The sequence below is a fragment of the Variovorax sp. GW821-FHT09D05 genome (assembly GCF_059416325.1).
This window is the reverse complement of the sequence record NZ_JBWKOZ010000004.1, coordinates 113,556-128,329: the sequence shown is the minus strand read 5'-3', so window position 1 is coordinate 128,329 and position 14,774 is coordinate 113,556. Positions and strand designations below refer to the sequence as shown.

Sequence of the window (14,774 nt, the reverse complement as noted above, 5' to 3'; positions counted from 1 at the left end):
TTCGTCGTCATCAGTTCTCCAGTGGGCGCTTGGCGGTTTCGCGGGCCACCACGAGGGCGATCAGCGTCAGGCCCAGTGCGGCCACCACGTACAGCGACACGGCCACGGTGGTGCCCCACGACTTGAACAGGCTCGCGATGATCAGCGGCGCGAAGCCGCCGCCCACGATGCCGGCCAGCGTGTAGGCCAGCGAGGCGCCCGCATAGCGAACGCGGCCGGGGAACTGCTCGGTCACGAAGGCGGCCTGCGGGCCGTACATCATTGCGTGGATCAACAGGCCCACCACCACCGCCGCGCAGATGGCGACCGGTTGCGCGCTGTCCATCAGCACGAAGAACACGAAGGCCCACACCATGCCCAGCAGCGCGCCGGCAATGTAGACCGGCCGGCGGCCGATGCGGTCAGACAGGCTGCCGAACCACGGCACTGCAATCGCGTTGCAGGCCGCGCCGATCATCGTGGCGGTGAGCGCCAGCGGCCGCGACAGGTGCAGCACCGTCGTCACGTAGGTCAGCGTGAACACCACCACCAGCGCGTACAGCACGTCGGAGCCGATGCGCGAGCCGCCGGCCACCAGCAGGCTGCGCCAGTGCTGGGTGAACACTTCCTTGATGGGGGTCTTGGCGGTGGCCTTCTTCTCTTCCATCTCGCGGAACACGGGAGTCTCGTCAACACCGCGGCGCAGCCACAGGCCGAACAGCACCAGCGCGACGCTGGAGATCAGCGGCAGGCGCCAGCCCCAGGCCTGGAACTCTTCCGGGCTCAGCCAGGCCGACACGATGGCGATGAAGCCGGTGCCGATCAGCGTGCCGCACGACGGGCCGACCTGCGTGAACGAGGCGTTGCGGCCGCGCTCGTCGGGCTTGCCGTGTTCCATCGACAGCAGCACCGCGCCGGCCCATTCGCCGCCGAGCGCCACGCCCTGCACGAAGCGCAGCGCAACCAGTGCCACCGGCGCCCAGATGCCCCAGGTCGCATAGGTGGGCAGCAGGCCCATCAGGCCAGTGGACACACCCATGATGACCAGCGTGGCCACCAGCACGAAGCGCCGGCCCAGCCGGTCGCCGAGGTGGCCGAACACCATGCCGCCCAGCGGACGCGAGATGTAGCCGACCGCATAGGTCGAGAACGCGAGGATGGTGCCGGTGAGCGGGTCGAACGACGGGAAGAACACCGCGTTGAAGACCAGCGCGGCCATGATGTTGTAGACGGTGAAGTCGTACCACTCGAGCGTGGTGCCGATGGAGCTGGCCATAGCCAGGCGGCCCATCTTGGCGGACCCGGAACTGGAACCGGGTGTGGGCGGCGTGGCTGCGGTGGCCGCAGCGGGAAGAACATGTTCGGTCATTGGAATACCTTTGTTCAGGGAAGAGATGGAGGTCGGGTCAGCCCAGCTCGGCCGTGCTCAGCTTCCAGCCGAGAGCGAGCAGCCAGCCTGTGGCGGGGTCGGTATCGAAGGCGCCGGCGGCCGTGGCACGTGCGGTGCGCGCGGCGTCGGCGCTGCTGGTCTCAATCACCAGCATCGGCTGCAGCACGCGGCCTTCGATGGATTCGCGCGGCAGCGGCGTGCTGAGCGCGGTGTCGGGCACGAGCAGGTACGACTGCACGAAGCCTGCCTGCTCTTTCTTCAGCTGAAGGCCGGTGCGCTCTGCGCTTTGCACCAGCGCTTCAGCGTCGGCGGCCACCGGCAGGGGCAGCACGACCACGTGGCTGCCGCTGCCGAAACCCGTGACGGCGCGCACGGCGCAGACGCGGCGTACTGGCTGGCGCATGCGGTCGAGGTTGGCGATGGACCACGGCGTCTGCTTCTCGAAAGCGGCGCGGTAGCCCGGCGAGCCGAACACCGCCAGCGATTCAGTGCGGTACAGCCCGAGGTACTTGCGGCCGCCTTCGAGCGAGAAGTAGCGCGCGCCCGAGAGAAAGCCGGGGATGCGCACGCGCTCTTCCACGTGCTCCTGGTCGTACCAGCGGTTGAAGTCGGCATCGTCGGCCGGCTCGACATCGGAAGCGACGAACAGCAGGCCGTTCGCGTTCGCTGCGGGGAAAGAAAGGTCAGGTGTGTTCATGGCGGCGGAAGAGCAGGCGGGCCTTCGAAAAATGAAGGCGCGATCTTCCGTCGCAGGGGCGAACTGTCACAAACGAGTTTTTCTGGGCTACAGCCACAAGAATTACTGGCCCCTTTTCGGGGCCGAAATGCGCTGTTTTGAGGGTTAACCCTCTGCCGATGCGCTCCAGGTTGGTGCGATTGCCGACGTGGTGAACTGGTCGGAAGCGCGGCACGCCAGCTCGGCCACCAGCCGGATGGCGTCGGAGTCTGCGGCTTCGAGGTGGCTCACCACGATGCGCTGCGGCGAGATGAGCGCGTCGCACTCGATGATTCGCACGTCGCCGATGGCCACGTATTCATAGCAGGGCGGCAGCGGCACCAGCGCGTTGCCGAAGCCCGCCTTCACCAGCCGAGCCAGCGCCGAGATCGAGCTCACGCAGTGCACCTTGCCCAGCGGAATACCCGCCGCGCGGAACAGGTTCTTCAGCGCCTCGTGTGGCTGCGAGCCGGGGCTCATCGTGAGCACGGGCTGGCGCAGCAACTGCTCGACCGTCTGCATGGGCTCGGCGCCGGGCGGCCCGACCCAGCCCATGGGCATCGGCAGGCAGGGCGTGCTCACGATGCCCGCGCCGGCGATGTGGTCGGTCTGCAGCGCGATGTCGAGCGCGCCTTCGCGCAGGCCTCGGTGCAGGGCCAGCGTGGTCTCGGAGGTCAGCTGCACCTCGATGCCCGGGTAGGTGGAGCGCAGGTTGGTGAGAAAGCCCAGCAGCCAGGTATGGACGACGGTCTCGATGGCGCCGATGCGAACCAGGCCGAGGATGTCTTCGCGCGGACGGCCGAGCGAGACGATCTCGCGGCGCAACTCGAGCAGGCGCTCGCCGTAGTCCATCAGCCGCACGCCCACCGGTGTGAGCCGCAGCTCGCGCGCATCGCGTTCGAACAGGCGCGCGCCGATGTCTTCTTCGAGGGAGGCGACGCGGTTGGACACCGCCGCCTGCGTGATGTGGAGCCGGTCGCTCGCCGCGCGGAAGCTGCCGAGCCGTGCGGCCCAGAGAAAGGCTTCTACAAATCGTGTGTTCATGGGGGCACCTGCAGGCATTTTGCCGGTGTTCGTGCCCCCGGGGCGCCTCAGCCGCCCATCGAATAGAAGAACTCTTCGCGCACGATGGCCCCGTCCTTGACGGTGTAGAGGCCTGCTTCTTCCATCTGGAAGCGCTGGCCCGTGGGCTTCATGGTCACGTCGAAATCGAAGCCGACGATGAAGCGGTCGTCATGCGGCCAGGGGCCGGTGATCTTGAACGAATGCACTTCGTGGTTGTCGCTCCACCACTTGCCCTTGGCCTCGATGGCTGCCAGACCGACGGCTTCGCGCTGCTGGCCGGGCGGGGCGCCCGCCTCGACGCTCACCGCGTCATCGGCGTAGAGCGATTTCGCGTCCTCGAACTTTCCTTCTCTGCACAGCGCGACGAGCTTGTTCGCGATTTCGAGCGTGGTCATGGTTGTCTCCTGGGGAAGGGGCGGGTGGGAAAGCAGTTTAGGCCGATGGGCGCGTCAGAGGGCGTTCAACACTGCCTGTGTCGCGGTCAGCCGGGGTTCAGTGACGGCGTCAGCAGAAAACAATCGCCGTCTTGTGCGCAATGCTCAGCCGAGCAGATTCGTACAGCAGCAGCCAAGACACGTATTCCCGGTACAGGCCGCCGTCTTCCTCGATCAGCGCGTCGATGCGTTCCGCTTCCTCGTCCGAGAGCTTGCCGTTGTCGAGGTGGATGCCCAGGGCCGGGGCCACGAACACGAGTTCTTCGAGCAGGCGGTAGGACGAGCCGAGCATGCCGCCAGGGAGGCCGGCTTCCTCTTCCTCCTCGTCTTCGTCGTCCTCGTCATCCTCTTCGCAGCTGTCATCCCCGTCGAACAGCACATCCTTGAAATCGATGGGAACGTAGAAGCCTTCCGCATCCGAGTGGCACAGCAGGTGGCTTGGCGAGCCGTCGAGCAGCGCCTGAATCTTCGGGTCGGCCGTGGGGTCGACGTCGTCCGGCAGCGGCGTCGCTACCCAGTCGGGCGAGAGCAGTCGGTGGGCGTAGGCGCGGCGCAGGTAGTGGATGAAGGAATACGGGAAGCCGTCGATCGAAGCGCGCGAGTCGAGCTCCATCGGCTCGCGTGGCTCCGTGTGCTGGGGAAGCCCCGCGGCAGCCAGCACGCGGTTGGCTTCGGCCAGTTCTTCCTCGAAGCCCTCGGCGCTTTCGGGATCGTCTTCAAGCAATTCGGCGAGCATGCCGACACAGACAGCCAGACCCATGATCTTTCCTCCAGGTTGTTGGTTCGCCGCGATGGTGACGACCGCCGGTGAAGAAGCGATGACCGCTAAATTGTTACTTCGTCGCCTCCACCTTCACCCGCGCATTCGGCGCCTCGCCGAACATCTCCGGCGCATACATCGCCTCGACGCGGCTTGGCGGCAACGCGAAGTCGCCGACGTTGTTCAGGCGCACGGTGTATTCCATCTTCACCACGCCCTTGGGCAGGTACTCGTAGTAGCTGCGGAAGGCCTCGAAGCTGCGTTCCTCGAAGGCGGCCCAGCCGGCGCCCGACTTCTTCTCGCCCTGGGTGGCGATCTGCGAGTCGCGGCCGAGGCCGCCGCCGAGGATGGTGGCACCGCCAGGAATCGGGTCGCTGATGACGACCCAGGTCATGTCGGCGCTGGCGTTCACCTCCAGCGTCACGCGCAGCACGTCGCCGCGCGTGTACTTGCCGGCGGTGGCCTGCTCGACCGGCGTGATGGTCTTCTTGATGGCGTAGCCGGCCGCGAACGGCGCCTTCAGCTGCACGGCGGCAATCGACTGCAGCGTGAGCCACGGCTTGCCGGTTCCCTGCTGCGTTACCAGCAGGGTGTCGCGCACGGGTGCGCCCGACGGCGATGCAGCCCACGGCAGGAACATCGTGTTGTTCTTCAGGTTGCCCGGCGATGCGGGCGCGCCGAAGAAGGTGGTCTGGTTCGGTGCACCGGCCGGGTCGCTGGTCTTCACGCGTTCGACCTGGCTCCAGTTGACCTGGGCCTTCACTGCACCGAGCGTGGCGGCAGTGACGCCGGCCACCGGCGTGCTTTCGAACACCTTGCTGAACTTCTCCAGCGCCAGCCCGCCCCACAGGTTGGCGGTGGTGGTGTGCCATGCGCCGTTCTGCTGACGGCCGATGAAGCCGTTGGCGAGCTTGCCGATGTCGTCCTTCCAGCTCGGGTCGTCCATCACGCTGAGCAGCAGGCGGGCGGTGTTGACGTCGCCATTCGTCATCAGCCACCACCAGTAGTCGTCCTGCTCGGTGCTGAAGATCAGCTTGGTGCCCTGGTATGAGAGGCGCGCCTTCAGCACGTTGTTGGCTTCGTCCAGGCGCTGCTGGCGCTGCGGCACGTCGTTCACGCGCTTGAGGATGTTGAGCCAGTCGATCACCGCGCTGGTGGGCCACTGGTTCGGCGCGATGGTGATGCTGCCGAGCATGCTGCCCTTTGCCTTGCCGTAGCGCGAGAGCGCTTCGAGCGCGGCGAGCTTGCGCACGTCGAGGTCCTTGCGCGGGCTCCAGAACTCGCGCGTGATGCGGCCTTCGACGAAGGCGATCAGGCCCGACTCCATCGGTGCGCGCACGTCGTCAGCCAGCGCGAAGGCCGGGTTGAGCTGCGCGGCCTCGTTCGTCGCCGCGAGCAGGTACGAAGTGAGGATGTCGCTGCCGCGGTTGGCCTCGCCGTCGCGCGGCGGGAAGTAATTGGCCAGGCCGTCGCTGTCGAGGTACGTCGGCAGCTGGGCCAGCACGCCCTGCCACATCTTCGCGTCGCGCAGGCCGACCGATTTGCTGGTCTTCTGTTCGAGGCAGATGAAGGGGTAGTTCGCGAACCAGTCGCGCACGCCCGGCAGGCCTTCGGCCAGCTTGGGCTGCAGAGACAGCTTGAGGCCGCCGCGGCCGGGGAGGGCGTCGGCGGGCGGTGCCACGTCGAGCGTGAACGGCCCATCGACCTGCACCAGCGTGGCCTGCTGCACCGTGAGCGGCACCGAAGGCACGATGCGCTGGCGCACCTTGAGCGCATCTCTCGCACCTTGCGCGCCGCCGATGATGTCTTTCGCCTCGATCTCCCACAGGATGGCTTCGGCGCGCGTCTGCGCGAGCTGCGCGGGCGCGGTCACGGTCCATGCCACTTCACGCGCCTCGCCGGCCGGGATGTCGACCGTCTGCGGCTCCAGCGTGAGCAGGGTGGCGCGCGGCGTGGCCTCGACCTTCATCGGCTTCTGCGTGGTGTTGCGCAGCGTGATCTGCGCGCGGAACTGGTCGTCCTCGCGCACCAGCGGCGGCAGGCCGCTGATGATCTGCAGATCCTGCGTGGCCTGGATGCTGGCCTGGCCGGTGCCGAACAGGCTGGTGCCCGAATCGGCCACCGCCACGATCTTGAAGGTGGTGAGCGCGTCGTTCAGCGGCACCGTCACCACGGCCTGGCCGTTGGCATCGAGCACCACCTTCGGGTTCCACACCAGCAGGGTGTCGAGCAGTTCGCGCGTCTGGCCCTTGCCGCCGCCGCCGCCCGCGGGCACGGCCTTGCGCCCGTAGTGGCGCCGGCCGACGATTTCCATCTGCGCGGTGGAGGTGCTCACGCCCCAGCTGCGTCGCTGCAGCATGGCGTTGAGCAGGTTCCAGCTGTCGTTGGGCATCAGCTCCAGCAGGGCCTGGTCGACCGCGGCCAGCGCCACTTCGGCACCTGCCGCCGGCTTGCCGTCGGGCAGCTTGGCGCTGATGGTGACCTGCGCCTTGCTGCGTATCGGGTAGCTGGGCTTGTCGCTGGTGACGGTCACGTCGAGCTGGTGGGCGCGCGTGCCGACGCGAATCTCGGCCATGCCGAGGCGGTAGGCCGGCTTGCTCAGGTCGACCATGGCGGTCGGTGCCACGTATTCCTTGCCTTCGTACCAGAAGGCCGTCCACCACTCGCGCGGCGACTTGAAGCCCCAGGTGAAGAAGCTGTACCACGGCACTTCGCGCAGGCGGCCGCGCAGGGCGAGCACGCTCACGTAGGCGTTGGGGCCCCACTCGGGCTTGACCTGCAGGGTGACGGTCGGGTCCTTGCCGTCGAGCTGCACCACGTGCGTCTCGATGATGCCTTCGCGTTCCACCGCGACCAGCGCGGTCGCGAAGCGGAAGGGGCTGCGCACCTGGAACTTGGCGACCTCGCCGGGCTGGTAGCTCTTCTTCTCGGGCAGCACGTCGATGCGGTCGTTGTCCTCGCCGCCGAACCAGAGCTCGCCCTGCTTCGTCACGTAGACGGAGCTCACGGCCTTGGCGTCGCGGCCGTCGCTGTCGGTGGCGCTGGCGATGAGCTCGACTTCGCCGGCTTCCTTCAGCTCCGACTCGCACAGCAGCAGGCCGCGTGCGTCGCTCTTGCCACTGCAGACGGTGCCGATGTCCTTGGTCTCGGTCTTGTTGTCGTAGGTGTAGAAGCCGCCCACCATGCGCTTGCGGCTGGTGGTGGTGATGCGCGCAACGGCGCGCACGTTGAGCGTCACGTTGGCCTGGGGCTTGCCCGTGAGGTCGAGCGCGAGCGCCTGGAACTTCAGCTTCTGGGCGGTGGAAACCCAGCCCTCGGTCTTGATGCCGGCGATGACGGACGCGGGCCACAGCGTCTGCGTGCTGCGGATGGTCTGCACCTCGCCGTTCGGGTCGGCGTACGTGGCTTCGAGCAGAAGCTCGCGCGCGGCCTTGACCTTCGGCACCTTGTCGATCGTGACCTTGCCGCCGCCGTCCTTGTTCAGCGTGAGCGGCAGCTTGTCGGCGATCACGCGGGTGTCGTTCACGCTGTTGAGGTCTTCCTCGCCGGCGCTCGTGTCCGCGGCCGGTGTGGCGGCCTCGGTGCCGTCGCCCTGCGTGGCGCGCGGCGGGTTGAAGCTGAAGGCGTCGTAGTCGGAGAAGCTCAGGGCCTTGCCGCGCACCATGGCCGACACGCGCACCGGCAGGTTGGCGGCGCCGCCGCCGGCCACGTAGTTGATCTGCACGTCGGTGGGCACGCTGGTGGCTACCACCAGCGGCTTCTTCTCGGTGGGCGAGATGCGGCCTTCGAGCACGGGCAGGCGGAATTCCTCGACGCGGAACATGCCGGTGCTGAAGCTGCGGGCGTAGTCCTCGTCGCCGTCGGACTCGCCTTCTCCATTGGCATCCTTGCCTTTACCGGTGCGCAGCATCACCTCGTACACGCCGAGCTTGGCTGCCGGCGGAATGGGGAATGTGTTCTCCGCGCTCAGGCCGCCGGTGGCGGTCTTGCGCCAGTTCAGCGGCTGCGTGAAGCGCTGGCCGCTGCCCGTGTGGGTAATGACGAGGGTGTCGGGCCGGTTCTCCGGCAGGCCGAAGCCCTTGCTGGTCTGCGTGCGGATCAGGCTCTTCATCGACACCGTTTCGCCGGCGCGCAGCAGCGTGCGGTCGAAGATGGTGTGGGCGACGCGGTCGGGCTCGGCCTGCAGGTTGGTCGGCACATTGAAGCGCCAGGGCTCGATGCCGCGCTGCCAGTCGCTCCAGGTGAAGGCGAGGTCTTCGACGCCCTTGTCGTCCTTGGCGCGGGCGCTGACGAACCAGGCGCCCGTTTCGTATTCGTTCGGGCCGTTGCACGACGGCGGCTGCGGCGACACGCCGTTCAGCATGACGATGCCGTTCGCATCGGTGGTGCCGCTGGCCACGGCCTTGCCGTCGCAGCCGGACACGCGCACTTCGGCGCCGGCCACGACCTTGCCCTTGTCGAGCGTGGTCACCCAGGCCATCGAGTTCTCGCGGCCCAGCTTGAAGTGCACGGCCAGGTTGGTGGCCAGCGCGGTGGTGCGCACGTACATCGTGCGGCCGGCGTTGTAGCGCTCGTCGAGCAGCGCCTCGCCGAGTTTCTGCGAGGCGATTTCCAGCACGTGGAAGCCGGGAGTCAGCGGAATGCCGATGACTTCGAAGGGGCGCGGATCGCCGGCGTCGGACTTGGGCATGTCGAGCGCCTTCACGCCCGACTGGCCCGCCAGCAGCGACAGCATGCGCGTTTGCAGCGTGGTGCGGTCGTCCTTGTCGATGACCGGCGGCAGCGGGCCCTTCACGTCCTTGCGGGCTTGTTCGCGCGAGATGGTGAAGCTGTCGTAGCGGCGCACCTTGCGGAACCACGCGATGATTTCCGCGTCGGTCTTCGGGTTCATGTCGCTCACCTTGCCGGGCGTGAGGGCGTTCACCATCAGCTTCGGCTCCACGCGGCGCACGGTGACCGGCATCATGGCCGGGGTGTCGGGCTCGGCCAGTCGCTCGACCACGCCGAAGGGCGAGGCGGCGAACTTGGCCAGCGGCGGCATCATGCCGGTCGCCACCTTCAGCGGGAAGGTGCCGGGCGAAGCCAGCGGGCGGCCCGAGGCGTCCTCGAACTTGGAGGGCAGCTCGATGCTGTATTGAGTGCTCTCGGCCAGCGGCGGCTCGAAGCTCACGCCGTTGACCACGTCATCGTCGCTCTGCGTGCCGCCCTCGTTCTCGAGCTTGGCCTTGATGGTCTTGTCGCCCTTGAGCTGGATCTGCGCGGCCAGCTTGCGCGTGACCGGTGCATTGAACGTCAGCTGCATCGGGCGCAGCGGCAGGCAGGCGGCCTGCGCGTTCTCGCGCTCGCAGGTGAACGAGACGGCGAAGGGCTCGCGCACCTGGAAGTCGAGGCGGCGTTCCACGTTGTTGGGCACACCGGAAGGCGTGGCCACGCCCTTGCCGTAGACGATCTGCACCTTGGCGCCGGGCGTCAGCGTGCGGTTGCACTGCATGGTGACGAAGCGCAGCGGGTCTTTCTCGGCGGCCTTGTCGCGGCCGAAGGCCTTGAGCAGGCCTGCGCGCTGCTCGCCGTCGAGCAGCTTGACGGGAATGCGCTCGCCCACGCCGTCGGCGGCGCACCAGATGTTCTGGCGCACGCTGTCGAGCGTGGCCGCGCCGTTGAGCTCGAGCATGAACATCTGCTGTTCGTCGATGCGGGCGTAGCTGCCCGGCATGTAGTTGCGCACGAAGGGGCCGCCGGTGTTGAACTGGTAGCGCTCGGGGCCGGTCAGCTCGCCGCTGGCGGGCTTGAAGGTGGGAATGCGGGTGACCGTGCAGCGCACGCCGGGCGGCAGGTCGTTCTCGAAGTCGTAGACCCAGGCCTTGGCGTCGGTCCAGCGGCCGGTGCCCTTGGCGGCCTGCGCGTCGGTGCAGCTCACCGTGAGCGGGGCGGGGGCCTTGGGGTCGCCGAAGTTGACGGCGGCCTGGTCGAACTTGGCGACGACCTGGCGTACGCGCGCGACCTCGCCCTGAGGCGTGAGGCTGGTGATCTGGAGGGCAAAGCCCGGGCCGGCCATGAGGACGCCGCCGGCCAGGAGCAATGTTGGAAGGAAACGGTTCACTTTTTTGTATCTCCACCTTGAGGCAGCGCGCAGCGTAGCCGATTTGCGCGACGCTTCGGCAGTGCCAACAGTCATAGGCCGTCGGCGCTGTCCGGAGGTGCGCTCACTACGACGGTGTCGTTCGCACGCACCCCGAAACGTCTTTACACCGGCCTTCTTACAATCAGCCACTGTCGTGCGTGCGCCGCGCGGACCGCCACCAAGACCTCGCCGCCGACCGATGAAACGCTACTGGGAAATAGACGCCTTGCGCGGGCTGATGCTCGTGCTGATGACCGTCACCCACCTTCCCACCCGGCTGACCGATCCGCTGGGCCAGCCTTTCGGGTTCGTTTCGGCGGCAGAGGGCTTCGTGCTGTTGTCGGCCTTCGTGGCCGGGCTGGTGTACAGCCGCATCGGCTATCTGCGCGGGGTCGATTCGATGCGCCAGGCCTTCTGGCGGCGCGTGCTGAAGGTCTACCTGTGCCAGGCGGCGATCCTGCTGTTCCTGTTCACGGTGATCGCGGCGGTGGGGCTGCACATCGACCAGCCGGCCGTGAAGAACCTGGTGTCGTACTACCTGGCGGAGCCGCGCGAGGGCTTCCTGTTCGGGCTGCTGCTCATCTACGAGCCGGCGCTGCTCGACATCCTGCCGATGTACATCTTTTTCATGCTTTTGAGCCCCTGGGTGCTGGCCTTCGCGATGCGCCATGGCTGGACCTGGGTGATGGTGGCGAGCGCGACCGTGTGGGCGGCGGCGCAGTTCGGGCTCAGCGAATGGGTCTACGGGCTGGCAGAGCGCTACCTGGGTGTGCCGGTGCCGTTCCACGAGATGGGCGCGTTCAACACCTATGCCTGGCAGTTTTTGTGGTTCGCGGGGCTGTGCATCGGCGCCACCCGCAACGGGCCGGAAGCCCGGCCGCTGCGCTTTCCGGCGTGGCTGCTGGTGCTGGCGGCGGGCATCGCGCTGTACGGCGTCTACTGGCGCCACACCGGCATCAACGGGCAGGCGCCGTTCGGCGGCGACGTGGAGCTGAACCTGCTGTTCGACAAATGGCAGCTCGGGCCGCTGCGGCTGGTGAACTTGGTGGCGCTGGGCATCCTGGCGGTGCGCTTCGGGCCCTGGCTGATGCGGCGCATTCCGCGGCTACGCTGGCTGGAGGCAATGGGCTCGGCCTCGCTGCCGGTGTTCTGCGCGCACCTGGTGGCGGTGCTGCTGGTGCTGGCCTTCTACGGCGACAGCCAGACGGCGCGGCCATGGTGGGGCGACGGCCTGCTGCTGCTGGCGGTGTTCTCGGGGATGTACTTCGTGGCGCGTTTCACGCGTGGGGCGGACGTGCCGCCGCCGGCGGACGACGTGCCGTCGGAGCCCGCGCCGGCCTGAGCGCCCAGGTTCAGGGCAGGCTGGCCGTCGGCGGCGCGGGCGGAACAGGCAGGTGCGGCGCGATCACCGAGTGCCAGAGCCGGTAGCCCTCGTCCGTCATGTGCAGCCTGTCGCCGCGGAAAAGCTCCATGCGCGGGCGGCCATCCGCGCCGAGCATCGGCGTGTAGATATCGATGAACTCACTGTTGGGCAGCAGGTTCAGGTAGGCCGAGATCACGTGATTGGTCTCGCGGATCTGCGGCATCAGCTGCTCGCGCGAGGGGCTGGGCTTGACCGAGATGAAGCTGATGCGCGCATCCGGCAGCTCGGCGCGCACCGCGTTGGCAAAGCGCGCGAAGCTGTCGAGCACCTGCAGCGGCGTGCGGCCCTCGGCCAGGTCGTTGTCGCCCGCATAGACCATCACCTGCCGGGGCTTGTAGCGCACCACGAGGTCTCGCGCGAAGAGGCTGCAGTCTTGCAGCGTCGAGCCGCCGAAGCCGCGGTTGATCACGCCGCCGGGCACGCGCGCGAAATCTTGCTGCAGGCGGGTCCACATGCGCACCGTGGAACTGCCGACGAACACCACGCCGCCGGGCGCGGGAAAGCGTTCCTGGTCGGCGCGCGCAAAAGCCGCGAGCTCGTTGTGCCAGCGGTCCTTGGCGGCCAGGTAGTCGCGCGCGGCCGCGGCCTCGGCAGCGGCCGTCTCGGATTCCTGGGGGAAGAAGCTGGACTGGGCGTGCGCTGTGAGCGCTGCGGTGAGCAGGGCGATCGCGGCCAGCGCGGTTTTCATCGAATGCATCGGAAGAACGGAAGAAGGGCGGGGAGCGAGCGGTAGGCGGATTTTCCATCACGACGCCCCAGGGGCTGTGATCGTTGACAGCCGGGTCTCGCCTAGATGGTTTTCTCGATGAGCGCGCCCTTGAACAGGACCGGTCCTTTCGGCCCGCTGCCCGGCGGGACGCCGCCCTTGGCTTCGAGCGTGATGGCCAGCGCAGGCACGGCATGCACGTCGGACTCCGATGCCGCGAGGCGCAGGCCCGGGGCGTTGTCGAGCACACCCAGCGATCGCGGCGCGCCGCCCGGCGGCAGGGCCCAGAGCTGCAGCGACTTGTCGTTGCCTTCATTGAAGCCGCCCACGCGCTGAAGCACCAGCTGCTTTTTCTTGGGGTCGAAGGTCACGAGCATCGAGGCTGCGTCCTTGTCGTCGCTCAGCACGGCCACGTACTGCACCGCCGGGGCGTTGTGCAGCTGGTCGCGCAGGTTCAGGCCGACCGCCACGGCCAGCACCGTGGCCAGCGCGCCGGCGGCGGTGGCGCCGCGCCACAGCGTGAGGCTGCGCAGCCAGCCGCCTTGGCGCGGCTCACTGTCGGCCCCGGCATTGGCGGCATCGCGTTGCCGTTCGATGGCGAGTGCCGACTGCTCGGCGTCGATCATGTTGCGGATGCGGGTCCACACGGCTGGGTCGGGCGCGACCGAGGTTTGCAGTTCGGTCATGCCCGCGAGCCGGCCTTGCCAGACCAGCGCGGCGGCGCGCACCGGTGCCTGTTCGCGGGCCAGGGCTTCGAAGCGGCGTCGGGCGCCGCCGCGCAGCGTGCCGAGCGCATGGCTCGCGGCCAGCAGTTCGAGCAGTTCGGGGTGGGCGATGAGGTTCATTGGGAGGCTGCCTTGTTCATCGTCGCTCTCACGCAAAGCGCCCCATGCAGACGCGCAGCTTTTCCAGCCCGCGCCGGATCCACGTCTTGACCGTGCCGAGCGGCAGCTTCAGTTGCTCGGCCAGCTCGCCGTGGCTCATGTCGCGCAGGTAGGCCAGGCTGACCACCTCGCGCTGGCGGCCCTCTAGCTGGCTCAGGCACTGGTGCAGCGCCCAGGCCTGCTCGCTCGCATCGGCGGTGTCGGCCGGGTTGGGCGCGTCCGATTCGAGCTGGTCGGCCATGAGCTCGTCGAATTCCTGGGTCAGCTGGGCGCGGTCGGCGGTGCGGCGGCGCAGCAGGTCGAGCGCCCGGCTGCGCACGATCAGCCCGAGCCACGCCAGCGGCGGGCTGAGCGAGGCGCGATAGTCGCCCGCGACTCGCCAGACAGTCAGGAAGGCCTCCTGGAGCACGTCCTCGGCCCATTCGCGCTGCCGCACGACGCGCATCGCCAGACCCATCAGCCTGGGCGAGGTGCGGTCGTAGAGCTGGCGCAGGGCGGCTTCGTCGCGATGGCCGATGCGGTCGATCAGCGCCATCAGTTCGGCGTCGGGGCTGGGAGCTGGCATCCGCGGATTGTGGGGCATCGATGCACATGCCAGATATACGGGGCGCCCGGGTGGCCGGATTCATGCCGCAGGCCCGATTTCAGGTCGAATGCAGTCTTTAGGAAACATTCGGCAACGTATACTGCCCGCAAAATTTAGAGGGACGCGCACACGCGCGAGCGGGGAAATGAAGCAAATTGCGATTGCGATCGTGCTCTGCGTGGGCGCGTGGTATTTCTTTATCGGCGGTCGCAAGCTCGACGAGCCGATGGTGCGCGACTACTACCAGAAGGAAGCGCGCGCCATTGCCGCCCGCGACGCCGACAAGCTGTGCAAGCAGCTCAGCCGCAAGGCCGTCATCGACAGCAAGACGACCATGATGGGCCGCACGGAAGAGACCTCGCACAACCGCGACGAGGCCTGCGAGGCGCAGCACAAGACCTTCGAGATCCTGCGCCGCGTCGGCGACCAGATGGGCGGCATCCTCACCCTCGACTACGACTACCACATCGATTCCGTCGAAGTGGCGCCCAACCGCAAGAGCGCCATCGTCAAGGGCACCAGCGTGCTGCAGATGGGCGAGTCGGTCATTCAGCTCAAGACCAGCTTCACGCAGCGTCTGGAGAGCGAGCTGGGCCAGATGCGCCTGGTGCATGCCGAGGAGGCCACCGTGGTGCGCCTGGGCGGCCGGGGCGCCATGAGCCAGAGCGATTTCTTCCGCAAGTAAGCGAATCCATAAAAAACAGGGGGTCG

The 14,774-nt window shown here is 67.8% G+C and carries 11 protein-coding genes; 2 read left to right on the top strand and 9 right to left on the bottom strand.

What is annotated here, in order from left to right:
- Positions 1 to 10: 10 nt before the first annotated feature.
- The 6 genes from AC07O3_RS11830 to AC07O3_RS11805 all read right to left on the bottom strand — a co-directional run bounded on the left by AC07O3_RS11830 (position 11) and on the right by AC07O3_RS11805 (position 10,398).
- On the bottom strand, positions 11 to 1,348 hold the full coding sequence (locus tag AC07O3_RS11830) for an MFS transporter (protein ID WP_179830471.1): 1,338 nt from the start codon (positions 1,346 to 1,348) through the stop codon (positions 11 to 13).
- Between the two features lie 37 nt (positions 1,349 to 1,385).
- Positions 1,386 to 2,066, bottom strand: a complete 681-nt coding sequence (locus AC07O3_RS11825; RefSeq protein ID WP_495339384.1) for a hypothetical protein — start codon at positions 2,064 to 2,066, stop codon at positions 1,386 to 1,388.
- Between the two features lie 144 nt (positions 2,067 to 2,210).
- On the bottom strand, positions 2,211 to 3,128 hold the full coding sequence (locus AC07O3_RS11820) for a LysR family transcriptional regulator (protein ID WP_093049270.1): 918 nt from the start codon (positions 3,126 to 3,128) through the stop codon (positions 2,211 to 2,213).
- Positions 3,129 to 3,175: 47 nt separating this feature from the next.
- Positions 3,176 to 3,544 (bottom strand): nuclear transport factor 2 family protein, encoded by a 369-nt coding sequence (locus AC07O3_RS11815; RefSeq protein ID WP_093049273.1) that lies wholly within the window; start codon positions 3,542 to 3,544, stop codon positions 3,176 to 3,178.
- 109 nt (positions 3,545 to 3,653) lie between these two features.
- A complete protein-coding gene (locus AC07O3_RS11810; protein WP_495339383.1) occupies positions 3,654 to 4,343 on the bottom strand; it encodes a putative DNA-mimic protein in 690 nt (229 codons plus the stop codon).
- Between the two features lie 73 nt (positions 4,344 to 4,416).
- Complete coding sequence (locus tag AC07O3_RS11805) at positions 4,417 to 10,398, bottom strand: alpha-2-macroglobulin family protein (RefSeq protein WP_495339627.1); 5,982 nt, start codon at positions 10,396 to 10,398, stop codon at positions 4,417 to 4,419.
- Positions 10,399 to 10,663: 265 nt separating this feature from the next.
- On the opposite strand from AC07O3_RS11805, the gene opgC reads away from it, so the two are divergent.
- A complete protein-coding gene (gene opgC / locus AC07O3_RS11800) occupies positions 10,664 to 11,806 on the top strand; it encodes an OpgC domain-containing protein (RefSeq protein ID WP_093049285.1) in 1,143 nt (380 codons plus the stop codon).
- A 10-nt stretch (positions 11,807 to 11,816) separates the two neighbouring features.
- Here the strand turns inward: opgC and AC07O3_RS11795 are convergent, their stop codons facing one another.
- From AC07O3_RS11795 to AC07O3_RS11785, 3 genes are all read right to left on the bottom strand, one after another.
- Positions 11,817 to 12,575, bottom strand: a complete 759-nt coding sequence (locus AC07O3_RS11795) for an SGNH/GDSL hydrolase family protein (protein WP_495339382.1) — start codon at positions 12,573 to 12,575, stop codon at positions 11,817 to 11,819.
- 101 nt (positions 12,576 to 12,676) lie between these two features.
- The gene (locus AC07O3_RS11790) at positions 12,677 to 13,438 is read right to left on the bottom strand and encodes an anti-sigma factor (RefSeq protein WP_495339381.1); all 762 of its coding nucleotides are present in this window, start codon (positions 13,436 to 13,438) and stop codon (positions 12,677 to 12,679) included.
- A gap of 28 nt (positions 13,439 to 13,466) precedes the next feature.
- Positions 13,467 to 14,042 (bottom strand): RNA polymerase sigma factor, encoded by a 576-nt coding sequence (locus AC07O3_RS11785; RefSeq protein WP_371127341.1) that lies wholly within the window; start codon positions 14,040 to 14,042, stop codon positions 13,467 to 13,469.
- A 166-nt stretch (positions 14,043 to 14,208) separates the two neighbouring features.
- Between AC07O3_RS11785 and AC07O3_RS11780 the strand changes: the two genes are divergently transcribed.
- Entirely contained in the window at positions 14,209 to 14,748 is a 540-nt protein-coding gene (locus AC07O3_RS11780) for a hypothetical protein (RefSeq protein ID WP_093049294.1), read from the top strand.
- Positions 14,749 to 14,774 lie beyond the last annotated feature (26 nt).

Bases quoted from the DNA above. Each gene is read 5' to 3' on its own strand.
- AC07O3_RS11830 (WP_179830471.1), bottom strand. From the start codon at position 1,348: ATGACCGAACATGTTCTTCCCGCTGCGGCCACCGCAGCCACGCCGCCC.
- AC07O3_RS11820 (WP_093049270.1), bottom strand. From the start codon at position 3,128: ATGAACACACGATTTGTAGAAGCCTTTCTCTGGGCCGCACGGCTCGGC.
- AC07O3_RS11780 (WP_093049294.1), top strand. From the start codon at position 14,209: ATGAAGCAAATTGCGATTGCGATCGTGCTCTGCGTGGGCGCGTGGTAT.
- AC07O3_RS11790 (WP_495339381.1), bottom strand. From the start codon at position 13,438: ATGAACCTCATCGCCCACCCCGAACTGCTCGAACTGCTGGCCGCGAGC.
- AC07O3_RS11785 (WP_371127341.1), bottom strand. From the start codon at position 14,042: ATGCCAGCTCCCAGCCCCGACGCCGAACTGATGGCGCTGATCGACCGC.
- AC07O3_RS11815 (WP_093049273.1), bottom strand. From the start codon at position 3,544: ATGACCACGCTCGAAATCGCGAACAAGCTCGTCGCGCTGTGCAGAGAA.
- AC07O3_RS11795 (WP_495339382.1), bottom strand. From the start codon at position 12,575: ATGAAAACCGCGCTGGCCGCGATCGCCCTGCTCACCGCAGCGCTCACA.
- AC07O3_RS11810 (WP_495339383.1), bottom strand. From the start codon at position 4,343: ATGGGTCTGGCTGTCTGTGTCGGCATGCTCGCCGAATTGCTTGAAGAC.
- opgC (WP_093049285.1), top strand. From the start codon at position 10,664: ATGAAACGCTACTGGGAAATAGACGCCTTGCGCGGGCTGATGCTCGTG.
- AC07O3_RS11805 (WP_495339627.1), bottom strand. From the start codon at position 10,398: ATGGCCGGCCCGGGCTTTGCCCTCCAGATCACCAGCCTCACGCCTCAG.
- AC07O3_RS11825 (WP_495339384.1), bottom strand. From the start codon at position 2,066: ATGAACACACCTGACCTTTCTTTCCCCGCAGCGAACGCGAACGGCCTG.